The sequence below is a fragment of the Pantoea cypripedii genome (assembly GCF_011395035.1).
GTDB lineage: Bacteria > Pseudomonadota > Gammaproteobacteria > Enterobacterales > Enterobacteriaceae > Pantoea > Pantoea cypripedii_A.
On the sequence record NZ_CP024768.1, the window covers coordinates 3,878,246 to 3,890,342 of the forward strand.

Here is a 12,097-nt window from a genome sequence, read left to right on the forward strand (position 1 = left end):
TCGGAAGAGTGACAAAGGAAGATTGTCGCGGTATTTTACGCGATGCCTGAATAATTGCAGGAGATAGCAGCAAGATGGCGCACAACTTTCACATACTGCTTTTGAACGGACCCAACCTGAATTTGCTGGGAACGCGTGAGCCTGAGAAGTATGGGCACACCACGCTGGCGCAAATTGTCAGCGATCTGACGCAACAGGCTGATCAGCACCATGTGAAATTGAGTCATTTGCAATCGAACGCGGAGTTTCAATTGATCGATCGTATTCACGAGGCCAGAGGCAATGTGGATTACATCATCATCAATCCAGCGGCATTCACACACACCAGCGTCGCGCTGCGTGATGCCCTGCTGGCGGTCGATATTCCCTTTATCGAGGTGCATCTGACCAATGTGCATGCACGCGAACCGTTCCGCCATCACTCCTATCTTTCCGATGTATCTGCCGGTGTCATCTGTGGACTTGGCGCTGACGGATACTCGTGGGCTTTACAAACGGCCGTAAAACGCCTGACACATTCCAATTAAACAGAGTACGGAACCACACTCATGGATATTCGTAAAATTAAGAAACTGATCGAACTGGTTGAAGAGTCTGGCATCGCTGAGCTGGAAATCTCTGAGGGCGAAGAGTCCGTTCGTATCAGCCGTTCACCTGCCAATGTCGGTTATCCTATGATGCAGCAGGCTTATGCTGCACCTGCGCCGCAGGTTGCTCCTCTGGCTGCTGCGGTTGCCCCTGCTGTTGCTGCACCGGTTGCGGAAGCCGCTAAACCGGAAATCAGCGGCCACATCGTGCGTTCACCGATGGTAGGCACCTTCTATCGCACCCCTAGCCCGGACGCGAAAGCCTTTATCGAAGTCGGCCAGAAAGTTAACGCCGGCGATACCCTGTGCATCGTTGAAGCGATGAAAATGATGAACCAGATCGAAGCCGACAAATCCGGCGTTGTGAAAGCGATTCTGGTGGAAAGTGGCCAGCCGGTTGAATTTGACGAGCCGCTGGTTGTCATCGAATAACGAGGCGAACCATGCTGGATAAAATTGTCATTGCTAACCGCGGTGAGATCGCGTTGCGCATTCTGCGTGCCTGTAAAGAACTGGGCATCAAGACTGTGGCGGTGCACTCCACGGCGGACCGCGACCTGAAGCACGTGCTGCTGGCTGACGAAACTGTCTGCATCGGCCCGGCGCAGTCGGTCAAAAGTTATCTCAATATCCCGGCCCTGATCTCCGCCGCCGAAATTACCGGCGCGGTTGCGATCCACCCGGGTTATGGCTTCCTGTCTGAGAACGCCGATTTCGCCGAGCAGGTTGAACGTTCTGGCTTTATCTTTATCGGCCCGAAAGCGGACACCATCCGCCTGATGGGTGACAAAGTGTCGGCGATCACCGCAATGAAAAAAGCCGGTGTACCGACCGTACCAGGTTCCGATGGCCCACTGACCGAAGACATGGATAAAAACCGTGCCTTCGCCAAACGCATCGGCTATCCGGTCATCATCAAAGCCTCTGGCGGCGGCGGTGGTCGTGGTATGCGTGTCGTGCGCAGCGACAAGGATCTCGAGCAGTCCATTAACATGACGAAAGCGGAAGCCAAAGCGGCTTTCAACAACGACATGGTTTATATGGAGAAATACCTCGAAAATCCACGTCACATCGAAATCCAGGTCATGGCCGATGGCCAGGGCAACGCGATTTATCTGGCAGAACGCGACTGCTCCATGCAGCGTCGTCACCAGAAAGTGGTTGAAGAAGCACCAGCACCGGGCATCACGCCAGAGCTGCGCAGCTTCATCGGCGATCGCTGTGCCAAAGCCTGTGTAGATATCGGTTACCGTGGCGCAGGCACCTTTGAGTTCCTGTTCGAAAACGGTGAGTTCTACTTTATCGAGATGAACACCCGTATTCAGGTAGAGCATCCGGTCACCGAGATGATCACCGGCGTTGACCTGATCAAAGAACAGCTGCGCATTGCCGCCGGCCAGCCGCTGTCTATCCGTCAGGAAGATGTGATGATTCGCGGCCATGCGGTGGAATGCCGTATCAACGCCGAAGACCCGAACACCTTCCTGCCAAGCCCGGGTAAGATCACGCGTTTCCACGCACCGGGTGGCTTTGGTGTGCGCTGGGAATCGCATATCTATGCCGGATACACGGTACCGCCGTACTACGATTCCATGATCGGCAAGCTGATCACTTACGGTGAAAACCGTGACGTGGCCATTGCCCGCATGAAAAATGCGCTGGCGGAATTGATCATTGACGGGATCAAGACCAACGTCGAACTGCAGATGAAAATCATGTCCGACGAAAACTTCCAGCAGGGTGGTACCAATATCCACTACCTGGAGAAAAAACTCGGCATGCAAGAGTAATCCCTGCAACGCAGAGTTCCTTTGAGGCCGGTTAAACCGGCCTTTTTCATTTTTGTTGCCTTTGAGGTTGCATGATGGATTGGCGTTTTGTGCAAGCGAATAAAGAGGCGCGCTGGGCGTTTTATCTGGCGCTGGCGTATCTCGCTGTGTGGGGGCTTTCCGCCTGGCTGGGGGGGAATGCGGCTGGAATAACTGGCCTGCCCCGTTGGTTTGAGCTCTCCTGCCTGTTTGCTCCCGTGCTGTTTATTGTGTTGTGCTGGTTGATGGTACGGATGGTTTTCCGCGATATGTCACTGGAGGACAAAGATGGAAAGTGAAATCATTCTTCCCCTGCTGGCTTATCTGGTGCTGATTGCCGCGCTGTCGGTATTTGCCATGCGCAAGCAACGCCAGGGCAACTTCCTGACGGAATATTTTCTCGGCAACCGGTCAATGGGTGGCTTCGTGCTGGCGATGACCGTCACCGCGACCTATATCAGCGCCAGCTCGTTTATTGGCGGCCCAGGGGCTGCGTATAAATATGGCCTGGGCTGGGTACTGCTCGCCATGATTCAGGTCCCTGCCGTGTGGTTGTCACTCGGTGTACTGGGAAAAAAATTCGCCATTCTGGCGCGTCGTTACAATGCGGTGACGTTGAATGACATGCTGTATGGCCGCTATCGCAGCCCGCTGCTGATCTGGTTAGCCAGCCTGAGTCTGCTGGTGGCTTTTATCGGCGCGATGACGGTGCAGTTCATTGGCGGCGCACGTTTGCTGGAAACGGCGGCGGGCATTCCCTACGATACCGGGCTGCTGATTTTTGGCGGCACTATTGCGCTTTACACCGCGTTTGGCGGCTTCCGTGCCAGCGTGCTGAATGATGCAATGCAGGGACTTGTGATGCTGGCAGGTACCTTCCTGCTGCTGTTTGCGGTGATTCATCAGGCGGGCGGGCTGGAAACCGCGGTGACGAAATTGCGCGCCATCGACCCGCAACTGGTATCGCCAGAAGGCGTTGGCAATGTGATCACGCCGACATTCCTCAGCTCGTTTGCCGTACTGGTGTGTTTTGGTGTGATCGGCCTGCCGCATACCGCCGTGCGCTGTATTTCGTATAAAGACAGCAAGGCGATGCATCGTGGCATCATTATTGGCACCATCGTGGTAGTGATCCTGATGCTGGGGATGCATCTGGCGGGCGCACTGGGCCGCGCGATCCTGCCGGATCTGACCGTACCTGATCGGGTGATCCCTACACTGATGATCACCGTGCTGCCACCAATGGCCGCTGGTGTTTTTCTTGCCGCACCAATGGCGGCGATCATGTCGACAATTAACGCGCAGCTGCTGCAATCCTCCGCTACCCTGATCAAAGACCTCTATTTGCGTATCGCGCCGCAGCATAGCGAGAATGAAGCGCGCCTGCGCATGCTCTCCGGCACCATCACCTTTGTGCTGGGTTTATTGCTGTTGCTGGCCGCCTGGAACCCACCGGATATGATCATCTGGCTAAACCTGCTGGCTTTTGGTGGCCTCGAAGCCGTGTTCCTGTGGCCACTGGTACTCGGGTTGTACTGGGAGCGCGCAAACGCTGCTGGCGCTATCAGCGGGATGGTCGTCGGTGCCGGTTGCTATACGCTGCTCGCCAGCCTGAAACTGGAACTGTGGGGCTTCCATCCTATCGTTCCATCATTGATCCTTAGCCTGCTGGCCTTTCTGGCAGGTAACCTATTTGGCAGCACGCCTGACGCACAAGACGCTGCCCTGGAATAAAGAGAAACGCTATGCCATGGATTCAAATCAAAATTAACAGCACCGGTGAGCACGCGGAAACACTGAGCGATGCGCTGATGGAGAGCGGGGCCGTGTCTGTGACCTTCCAGGACACCCACGATAACCCGGTGTATGAGCCACTGCCGGGTGAGACGCTGCTGTGGGGCGATACCGATGTTATCGGCCTGTTTGATGCCGAAACGGAGATGGACGATGTTGTCGCGGAACTGAGCCAGCACCCGCTGCTTGGCAGCGGTTTCCGTCATAAGATCGAACAGATCGAGGACAAAGACTGGGAACGCGAATGGATGGATAATTTCCACCCGATGCGTTTCGGCGAGCGTTTATGGATCTGCCCGAGCTGGCGTGAAGTCCCGGATCCCAACGCTGTCAACGTGATGCTCGACCCAGGCCTGGCATTTGGCACCGGCACCCACCCGACCACCTCGCTGTGTCTGAGCTGGCTGGATGGTCTCGATTTACAGGGTAAGACGGTCATCGACTTTGGCTGTGGCTCCGGCATTCTGGCGATTGCCGCACTAAAGCTGGGAGCTGCACAGGCGATTGGTATTGATATCGACCCGCAGGCGATTCAGGCCAGCCGCGATAACGCAGAGCGTAATGGCGTGGCCGACCGCCTGGCGCTTTATCTGCCCCATCAGCAGCCGGAAAATCTGACGGCGGATGTGGTGGTCGCGAATATTCTTGCCGGCCCGCTGCGCGAACTGGCTCCGTTAATCAGCGTTCTGCCAAAATCCGGGGGACATCTGGGGTTATCCGGCGTGCTGGCCAGCCAGGCCGACAGCGTTTGTGAAGCCTACACCGAACGTTTTGTGCTGGACCCGGTGGCAGAAAAAGAAGAGTGGTGTCGGATTACCGGTGTACGCCGCTAATCCCGCACAATTAGCGCAGTTCATTGTTTCCACCCCGCCACATCTCTTGCTAATCGGGCGATGTGGCGTTTTTTATGTTGTGATTTAGTTCAAATTTTCAGAAAAACTTTTGTACACAATTTCAGCGTATTTTTTTAATCCACTGAATAGTATAGGTATTTCTTATAGCTCACGCTGATCGGCCTCAATTCCTTGATCTTTCCCTGCGAATTGTTCAAAGTTTGGCCTTTCATCTTCGTGAAAAAATGCGTAATATACGCCGCCTTGCGAACAGTTAGGGTCACTTCTTTTTCATGCGCATTGGACATCATCAGCTTCGTAATCGACTCATCGCTGCGCCTATGGCCGGGGTTACCGACAAGCCATTTCGCACCCTGTGTTACGAGAACGGTGCTGGCATGACGGTCTCCGAGATGCTGTCATCAAACCCGGAAGTTTGGGCCAGTGACAAATCCCGTTTGCGCATGGTGCATAGTGACGAGCCTGGCATTCGTGCCGTGCAAATTGCCGGATGTGATCCCGATGAAATGGCGGCTGCCGCGCGCATTAATGTGGCGTCAGGCGCACAGGTCATTGACATCAACATGGGCTGCCCGGCGAAGAAGGTGAATCGTAAGATGGCGGGTTCTGCACTGCTGCAACATCCGCAACTGGTTGAGTCTATTCTCTCCGCGGTCGTGAATGCAGTTGATGTGCCCGTTACGCTGAAGATTCGCACTGGCTGGGATAAAGAAAATCGTAATTGTGTAGAGATTGCCCAATTGGCTGAACGCTGTGGCATTCAGGCTCTCACCATTCATGGACGCACTCGCGCCTGTTTGTTTGAAGGGCAAGCTGAATACGACAGCATTCGGACAGTTAAGCAGAGCGTTACCATTCCGGTTATCGCGAATGGTGACATTACTGACCCGCATAAAGCCAGAGCAGTGCTCGATTATACAGGAGCCGATGCTCTGATGATCGGTCGCGCTGCTCAGGGAAGACCGTGGATCTTCCGGGAAATCCAGCATTATCTGGACACAGGGGAGCTGCTGGCACCGAAGCCGTTGGCTGAAGTGAAGCATATGCTGATTGGACATATACGGGAGCTGCACGACTTTTACGGTCAGCGCAAGGGATACCGTATTGCCCGAAAACACGTTTCCTGGTATTTGCAGGAAAATGCCCCTGATGACCAGTTTCGGCGCACATTCAACGCCATAGAGGATGCCAGCGAACAGCTGGAGGCGTTGGAGGCATACTTCGAAAATCTTGCGTAAACGAAATAAAGAGCTGAAAGAACTATGTTCGAACAACGCGTAAATTCTGACGTACTGACCGTTTCTACCGTTAACTCACAGGATCAGGTGACGCAAAAGCCTCTGCGTGATTCGGTTAAACAGGCACTGAAGAACTATTTTGCTCAACTGAATGGTCAGGATGTGAGTGACCTGTATGAGCTGGTACTGGCTGAAGTCGAGCAGCCACTGTTGGACATGGTGATGCAGTACACCCGTGGCAACCAGACCCGTGCAGCCCTGATGATGGGTATCAACCGTGGTACTCTGCGTAAGAAGCTGAAAAAATACGGCATGAACTGATTTCAGTTTGTTGCTGCGAAAACGCCAGCCTTCGGGCTGGCGTTTTTGTTTGTGTCATTGTCGTTAACAACGGGTGAAACAGTTGTCCCCATAATGGTAACGATAGTTGCAATTGCTCCAGTGATATTTCGCCCGTAGCGCTCTCCTTGTTCTGCCCCATTTTCGCCCGTGTTTTCCCCTCTTTTCGTCACCTGATGGCCGCCCAGGCCGCTGCTGGTGTGATCCTGAACCGCTTCAGCCGCAAATGTGCAAACCCATACATTTTGCCCTGCGTCCCCGCTCACACTGCTTCCATATAGTGAAACTTTTTGCACTGTTTGTGATCGAGGCGACTCGCATTGCTTCCTTTTGGTGCGCGATAGTAGTCGGAACTTTCTGAATGCTTCAGTTTATGAAGAGATCTTTCCAATGAATTCAGGATTCTGCAAACCTGGCATTAGCTTTGCAAAGTCGTGAATGGCTGACCGCCAAAGACAGGAAAAGCGCACATAAAAGTGCGCAATGCACCCACATCACAACACGATTTCGCCACACAGGATGCTTTATGAAAAAGATGATGCTCTCCACCCTGGTCGCTGCAGCTTCTCTGTTCGCCGTTGCGCAGCAAGCGCACGCCGGCACCACGTTGGATGCAATTAAAAAGAAAGGGTTTGTTCAGTGCGGTATCAGTGATGGCCTGCCCGGCTTTTCCTATGCCGATGCGAGCGGCAAATTCACCGGTATCGACGTTGATGTTTGCCGTGCCGCTGCGGCTGCCGTATTTGGCGATGCTACTAAAGTGAAATACACCCCGCTGACGGCAAAAGAGCGTTTTACTGCTCTGCAATCCGGTGAAGTGGACATTCTGTCCCGTAACACCACCTGGACTTCTTCACGCGATGGCGGCATGGGCTTCCTGTTCGCGGGTGTAAACTATTACGACGGTATCGGCTTCCTGACCCATAAAAAAGCCGGTCTCAAAAGCGCTAAAGAGCTGGATGGCGCCACCGTATGTATCCAGGCCGGTACCGATACCGAGCTGAACGTGGCGGATTATTTTAAAGCCAACAATATGCAATACACTCCGGTGACCTTTGACCGTTCTGACGAATCCGCTAAAGCACTCGACAGCGGTCGCTGCGATACCCTGGCTTCTGACCAATCTCAGCTGTACGCACTGCGCATCAAGCTGGGCAAACCGGACGAATTCATCGTTCTGCCAGAAGTGATCTCTAAAGAACCGCTGGGTCCGGTGGTACGTCGTGGTGATGATGACTGGTTCACCATTGTGAAATGGTCACTGTACGCGATGCTGAATGCTGAAGAGATGGGCATCAACTCGAAGAACGTCGATCAGCTGGCCGCAAAACCGTCTAACCCGGATATGGCTCACCTGCTGGGTGCTGAAGGCGACTTTGGTAAAGACCTGAAACTCGACAACAAATGGGCGTTTAACATCATTAAACAGGTAGGTAACTACCAGGAAAGCTTTGACCGCAACGTCGGTAAAGACAGTGCTCTGAAAATCGCGCGTGGTCAGAATGCGCTCTGGAACCAGGGCGGCATCCAGTACGCTCCGCCGGTACGTTAATTCTGCCTTCCAGTCGGGCACCGCACCCTGCGGTGCCCAATGCGTTTTCTTCACTGAGGTTTCAACATGTCTCAACGCCCAACCGTAAAAAGGGATTTTTCGTTCGGTAATCCTACGGTTCGCGCCTGGTTTTACCAGATAGTCGCGATTGTGGCCGTGTTCGCTGTTGTGGGATATCTCATCCACAATACGGTGATCAACCTGGCTAATCGCGGCATCACATCCGGTTTCGGCTTTCTGGAGCGCAGTGCCGGTTTCGGCATCGTCCAGCATCTGATTGATTACACAGAAGGTGATACCTACGCGCGCGTGTTTATGGTGGGGTTAACCAATACCCTGCTGGTTTCCGCGCTCTGTATTGTTTTCGCCTCTATCCTGGGCTTCTTTATCGGCCTTGCACGCCTGTCTGATAACTGGCTGCTGCGCAGGATCTCCACCATTTACATTGAGACGTTTCGTAACATCCCGCCGTTGTTACAGATCTTCTTCTGGTATTTCGCGGTGCTGCGTAATTTGCCAGGCCCACGCCAGGCGTTGAACGCATTTGATCTGGCATTTGTGAGTAACCGCGGGCTTTACATTCCCTGGCCCACCTATGCGCCTGGTACCTGGCCGTTTGTTATTGCCCTGGCTCTGGCGATAATCGTTAGTGTTGGATTGTTTCGTTTTAACCGTAAACACCAGTTGAAAACCGGCCAGCTGCGCCGTACCTGGCCGATTGCCACTGCGATGATCATTGCTTTCCCTCTGATCGCCCACGCATTGTTCGGTGCGGCCACTCACTGGGATGTGCCGCAACTGCGTGGATTTAACTTCCGTGGCGGATTCGTGATGATCCCAGAGCTGGCCTCACTGACACTGGCGCTGTCGATCTACACCTCTTCGTTTATCGCTGAAGTGATTCGTTCCGGTATCCAGTCGGTCCCGCATGGTCAGAATGAAGCAGCCCGTTCACTCGGTCTGCCAAATCCTGTGACCATGCGCCAGGTGATCATCCCGCAAGCGATGCGTGTGATCATTCCACCTCTGACCAGCCAGTATCTCAACATCGTGAAGAACTCGTCACTGGCCGCAGCCATCGGCTATCCGGATATGGTATCGCTGTTTGCCGGTACGGTGCTGAATCAGACAGGCCAGGCTATCGAGACCATTGCGATCACCATGGCGGTCTACCTGATCATCAGTCTGGTCATTTCGCTGCTGATGAACCTCTACAACCGCAAAATTGCGCTGGTTGAGCGTTAAGAGAACGGGATTACTATGTCTGTTACCACACACGAAACACCGCCGGTGCCAACCAATCCTGTCAGCAAAGCCTGGGTTTGGGCACGCAAAAACCTGTTCTCCAGTTGGTTCAATACCCTGCTGACATTGCTCTGCTTCTGGATTATCTGGAGCGTCATTCCGCCAGCACTTAACTGGCTGGTTTTTCAGGCTAACTGGATTGGCTCAACCCGCGCTGACTGTACCAAAGAAGGTGCCTGCTGGGTGTTTATCCATGCACGCTTTGGCCAGTTTATGTATGGGCTGTATCCACATGAACTGCGCTGGCGCATCAACCTGGCGCTGGTGATTGGCCTGCTGTCCATTATCCCGATGTTTATCAAATCGATCCCACATCGTGGCCGTTATATCGCCTGCTGGGCAGTGGCCTATCCCATTATCGTCTGGTTCCTGATGTATGGTGGTTATTTGGGTCTGGACCGCGTCGAAACGCGCCAGTGGGGTGGCCTGACGCTGACGCTGATTATCGCCTCGGTCGGCATCGCCGGCGCTCTGCCATTGGGGATTTTGCTGGCATTGGGACGCCGCTCAAAGATGCCAGTAGTACGAACCCTGTCGGTGATTTTTATTGAGTTCTGGCGTGGTGTACCACTGATTACCGTGCTGTTTATGTCATCGGTGATGCTGCCACTGTTCATGGCCGAAGGAACCACCATCGATAAGCTGGTGCGTGCACTGGTCGGCGTGATCCTGTTCCAGTCAGCCTACGTGGCGGAAGTGGTGCGCGGTGGCTTACAGGCTTTGCCAAAGGGACAGTATGAAGCCGCAGAATCGCTGGCGCTGGGTTACTGGAAAACACAGATTCTGGTGATTTTGCCTCAGGCACTCAAACTCACTATTCCCGGCCTGGTTAATACCATCATCGCGTTGTTCAAAGATACCAGTCTGGTGATCATCATCGGCCTGTTCGATCTTTTCAGTAGCGTTCAGCAGGCAACGGTTGACCCCACATGGCTTGGGATGTCGACAGAAGGCTATGTTTTTGCTGCCCTCGTCTACTGGATTTTCTGTTTTAGCATGTCGCGCTATAGCCAGTATCTGGAGAAGCGCTTTCACACCGGGCGTAAATCGCACTGAGGTTTTACATGACACAATCTATGACTAATTCTGCTGACCAAATGATGATTACGCTCGAAAATGTGAATAAATGGTATGGTCAGTTCCATGTATTAAAGGACATTAACCTGCAGGTGAAACCGCGTGAACGTATCGTACTTTGCGGGCCATCCGGATCGGGCAAATCCACCACAATTCGTTGCATCAACCACCTGGAAGAACATCAGCAAGGCCGTATCGTCGTTGATGGCATTCATTTGAATGATGATGTACGCAATATTGAACGTGTGCGAACTGAAGTCGGCATGGTGTTCCAGCACTTCAACCTTTTCCCGCATTTAACTGTATTGCAAAACTGCACACTGGCACCTATCTGGGTGCGTAAGATGCCAAAGAAAGAAGCGGAAGAGCTGGCAATGCATTATCTGCAACGCGTACGTATTGCCGAGCATGCACATAAATTTCCTGGACAGCTGTCCGGTGGTCAGCAACAGCGCGTGGCCATTGCACGCTCGCTGTGTATGAAACCCAAAATTATGTTATTTGATGAACCCACTTCCGCCCTTGACCCGGAAATGGTAAAAGAAGTGCTCGATACCATGATTGGCCTGGCGGAAGATGGCATGACGATGCTGTGTGTAACCCATGAGATGGGCTTTGCGCGCACCGTCGCAGACCGGGTTATCTTTATGGACCGTGGTGAGATCGTGGAACAGGCACCGCCGCAGGAATTCTTTGCCAATCCGAAATCTGAACGTACCCGTGCCTTCCTGTCGCAGGTTATCCACTGAGGCAACTCTCAGGCGGGTTCTCTGAAATCAACCCTCTGCTCTGGCAGGGGGTTTTTTTACGTCTCTGCGTTATTTATCGTGAACGCTTCAGACCTGACGGAATAGAAACTGCGCGATAAATCGCGCCGCTACGGACCGTGCTTTTCTGATCCACAGACGTAAAAAAGCCCTGAACTTTCGTTCAGGGCTTCTTCACTTGATTGATGCCTGGCAGTTCCCTACTCTCGCATGGGGAGACCCCACACTACCATCGGCGCTACGGCGTTTCACTTCTGAGTTCGGCATGGGGTCAGGTGGGACCACCGCGCTACAGCCGCCAGGCAAATTCTGTTTATCCGCACCGCCATCACAGGCCGCACGAATCAATCCGGTAAACAAAGCTGAAAATCTTCTTCCGGCCTCTCAGCCAAAACGCCTCTGGCGTTGTAAGGTTAAGCCTCACGGGTCATTAGTACCGGTTAGCTCAATGCATCGCTGCACTTACACATCCGGCCTATCAACGTCGTCGTCTTCAACGTCCCTTCAGGACCCTCAAGGGGTCAGGGAGAACTCATCTCGGGGCAAGTTTCGTGCTTAGATGCTTTCAGCACTTATCTTTTCCGCACTTAGCTACCGGGCAATGCCATTGGCATGACAACCCGAACACCAGTGGTGCGTTCACTCCGGTCCTCTCGTACTAGGAGCAACCCCCCTCAATTCTCCAGCGCCCACGGCAGATAGGGACCGAACTGTCTCACGACGTTCTAAACCCAGCTCGCGTACCACTTTAAACGGCGAACAGCCGTACCCTCCCT

General features: G+C 53.4%; 13 protein-coding genes, 1 rRNA gene and 1 other annotated feature. Of the genes, 12 read left to right on the plus strand and 2 right to left on the minus strand.

Annotation, left to right across the window (positions count from 1 at the left end; all coding sequences use genetic code 11):
* Positions 1 to 74: 74 nt before the first annotated feature.
* The 8 genes from aroQ (at position 75) to fis (ending at position 6,602) form a co-directional block, all read left to right on the plus strand.
* On the plus strand, positions 75 to 527 hold the full coding sequence (gene aroQ / locus CUN67_RS18020; protein WP_208716686.1) for a type II 3-dehydroquinate dehydratase: 453 nt from the start codon (positions 75 to 77) through the stop codon (positions 525 to 527).
* Positions 528 to 548: 21 nt separating this feature from the next.
* Entirely contained in the window at positions 549 to 1,019 is a 471-nt protein-coding gene (gene accB / locus CUN67_RS18025) for an acetyl-CoA carboxylase biotin carboxyl carrier protein (RefSeq protein ID WP_208716687.1), read from the plus strand.
* An 11-nt stretch (positions 1,020 to 1,030) separates the two neighbouring features.
* Entirely contained in the window at positions 1,031 to 2,377 is a 1,347-nt protein-coding gene (gene accC / locus CUN67_RS18030) for an acetyl-CoA carboxylase biotin carboxylase subunit (RefSeq protein WP_084877243.1), read from the plus strand.
* Positions 2,378 to 2,451: 74 nt separating this feature from the next.
* Entirely contained in the window at positions 2,452 to 2,694 is a 243-nt protein-coding gene (locus tag CUN67_RS18035) for a YhdT family protein (protein ID WP_208717261.1), read from the plus strand.
* Positions 2,684 to 4,129 carry a sodium/pantothenate symporter gene (gene panF, locus CUN67_RS18040; protein WP_208716688.1) on the plus strand — a complete coding sequence of 482 codons (1,446 nt, stop codon included), beginning with the start codon at positions 2,684 to 2,686 and terminating at the stop codon, positions 4,127 to 4,129. The genes CUN67_RS18035 and panF overlap by 11 nt, the downstream gene beginning before the upstream one ends.
* Positions 4,130 to 4,140: 11 nt before the next feature.
* On the plus strand, positions 4,141 to 5,022 hold the full coding sequence (prmA, locus tag CUN67_RS18045; protein ID WP_208716689.1) for a 50S ribosomal protein L11 methyltransferase: 882 nt from the start codon (positions 4,141 to 4,143) through the stop codon (positions 5,020 to 5,022).
* Between the two features lie 293 nt (positions 5,023 to 5,315).
* Positions 5,316 to 6,281, plus strand: coding sequence for a tRNA dihydrouridine synthase DusB (gene dusB, locus CUN67_RS18050; protein WP_084877254.1), 966 nt, complete (start codon positions 5,316 to 5,318; stop codon positions 6,279 to 6,281).
* A 24-nt stretch (positions 6,282 to 6,305) separates the two neighbouring features.
* The gene (gene fis, locus CUN67_RS18055; RefSeq protein WP_003855228.1) at positions 6,306 to 6,602 is read left to right on the plus strand and encodes a DNA-binding transcriptional regulator Fis; all 297 of its coding nucleotides are present in this window, start codon (positions 6,306 to 6,308) and stop codon (positions 6,600 to 6,602) included.
* A 2-nt stretch (positions 6,603 to 6,604) separates the two neighbouring features.
* Here fis and CUN67_RS18060 read toward each other — a convergent pair whose 3' ends face one another.
* Positions 6,605 to 6,886: a hypothetical protein gene (locus CUN67_RS18060; RefSeq protein ID WP_208716690.1), complete on the minus strand. Its 282-nt coding sequence runs from the start codon at positions 6,884 to 6,886 to the stop codon at positions 6,605 to 6,607.
* A 260-nt stretch (positions 6,887 to 7,146) separates the two neighbouring features.
* Between CUN67_RS18060 and CUN67_RS18065 the strand changes: the two genes are divergently transcribed.
* The 4 genes from CUN67_RS18065 to CUN67_RS18080 all read left to right on the plus strand — a co-directional run bounded on the left by CUN67_RS18065 (position 7,147) and on the right by CUN67_RS18080 (position 11,303).
* A complete protein-coding gene (locus CUN67_RS18065; protein ID WP_208716691.1) occupies positions 7,147 to 8,172 on the plus strand; it encodes an amino acid ABC transporter substrate-binding protein in 1,026 nt (341 codons plus the stop codon).
* A 66-nt stretch (positions 8,173 to 8,238) separates the two neighbouring features.
* Complete coding sequence (locus CUN67_RS18070; RefSeq protein WP_208716692.1) at positions 8,239 to 9,417, plus strand: amino acid ABC transporter permease; 1,179 nt, start codon at positions 8,239 to 8,241, stop codon at positions 9,415 to 9,417.
* Positions 9,418 to 9,432: 15 nt separating this feature from the next.
* A complete protein-coding gene (locus CUN67_RS18075) occupies positions 9,433 to 10,533 on the plus strand; it encodes an amino acid ABC transporter permease (protein ID WP_208716693.1) in 1,101 nt (366 codons plus the stop codon).
* An 8-nt stretch (positions 10,534 to 10,541) separates the two neighbouring features.
* Positions 10,542 to 11,303 carry an amino acid ABC transporter ATP-binding protein gene (locus tag CUN67_RS18080; protein WP_084877269.1) on the plus strand — a complete coding sequence of 254 codons (762 nt, stop codon included), beginning with the start codon at positions 10,542 to 10,544 and terminating at the stop codon, positions 11,301 to 11,303.
* Between the two features lie 205 nt (positions 11,304 to 11,508).
* On the opposite strand, the gene rrf is transcribed toward CUN67_RS18080, so the two are convergent.
* Positions 11,509 to 11,624: ribosomal RNA gene (rrf, locus tag CUN67_RS18085) — 5S ribosomal RNA — on the minus strand.
* A gap of 119 nt (positions 11,625 to 11,743) precedes the next feature.
* Positions 11,744 to 12,009: a sequence feature (23S ribosomal RNA rRNA prediction is too short), on the minus strand.
* Between the last annotated feature and the right edge of the window lie 88 nt (positions 12,010 to 12,097).

Excerpts from the sequence above, each read along its gene's own strand:
- aroQ (WP_208716686.1), top strand. The coding sequence starts at position 75 with ATGGCGCACAACTTTCACATACTGCTTTTGAACGGACCCAACCTGAAT.
- accB (WP_208716687.1), top strand. The coding sequence starts at position 549 with ATGGATATTCGTAAAATTAAGAAACTGATCGAACTGGTTGAAGAGTCT.
- accC (WP_084877243.1), top strand. The coding sequence starts at position 1,031 with ATGCTGGATAAAATTGTCATTGCTAACCGCGGTGAGATCGCGTTGCGC.
- CUN67_RS18035 (WP_208717261.1), top strand. The coding sequence starts at position 2,452 with ATGGATTGGCGTTTTGTGCAAGCGAATAAAGAGGCGCGCTGGGCGTTT.
- panF (WP_208716688.1), top strand. The coding sequence starts at position 2,684 with ATGGAAAGTGAAATCATTCTTCCCCTGCTGGCTTATCTGGTGCTGATT.
- prmA (WP_208716689.1), top strand. The coding sequence starts at position 4,141 with ATGCCATGGATTCAAATCAAAATTAACAGCACCGGTGAGCACGCGGAA.
- dusB (WP_084877254.1), top strand. The coding sequence starts at position 5,316 with ATGCGCATTGGACATCATCAGCTTCGTAATCGACTCATCGCTGCGCCT.
- fis (WP_003855228.1), top strand. The coding sequence starts at position 6,306 with ATGTTCGAACAACGCGTAAATTCTGACGTACTGACCGTTTCTACCGTT.
- CUN67_RS18065 (WP_208716691.1), top strand. The coding sequence starts at position 7,147 with ATGAAAAAGATGATGCTCTCCACCCTGGTCGCTGCAGCTTCTCTGTTC.
- CUN67_RS18070 (WP_208716692.1), top strand. The coding sequence starts at position 8,239 with ATGTCTCAACGCCCAACCGTAAAAAGGGATTTTTCGTTCGGTAATCCT.
- CUN67_RS18075 (WP_208716693.1), top strand. The coding sequence starts at position 9,433 with ATGTCTGTTACCACACACGAAACACCGCCGGTGCCAACCAATCCTGTC.
- CUN67_RS18080 (WP_084877269.1), top strand. The coding sequence starts at position 10,542 with ATGACACAATCTATGACTAATTCTGCTGACCAAATGATGATTACGCTC.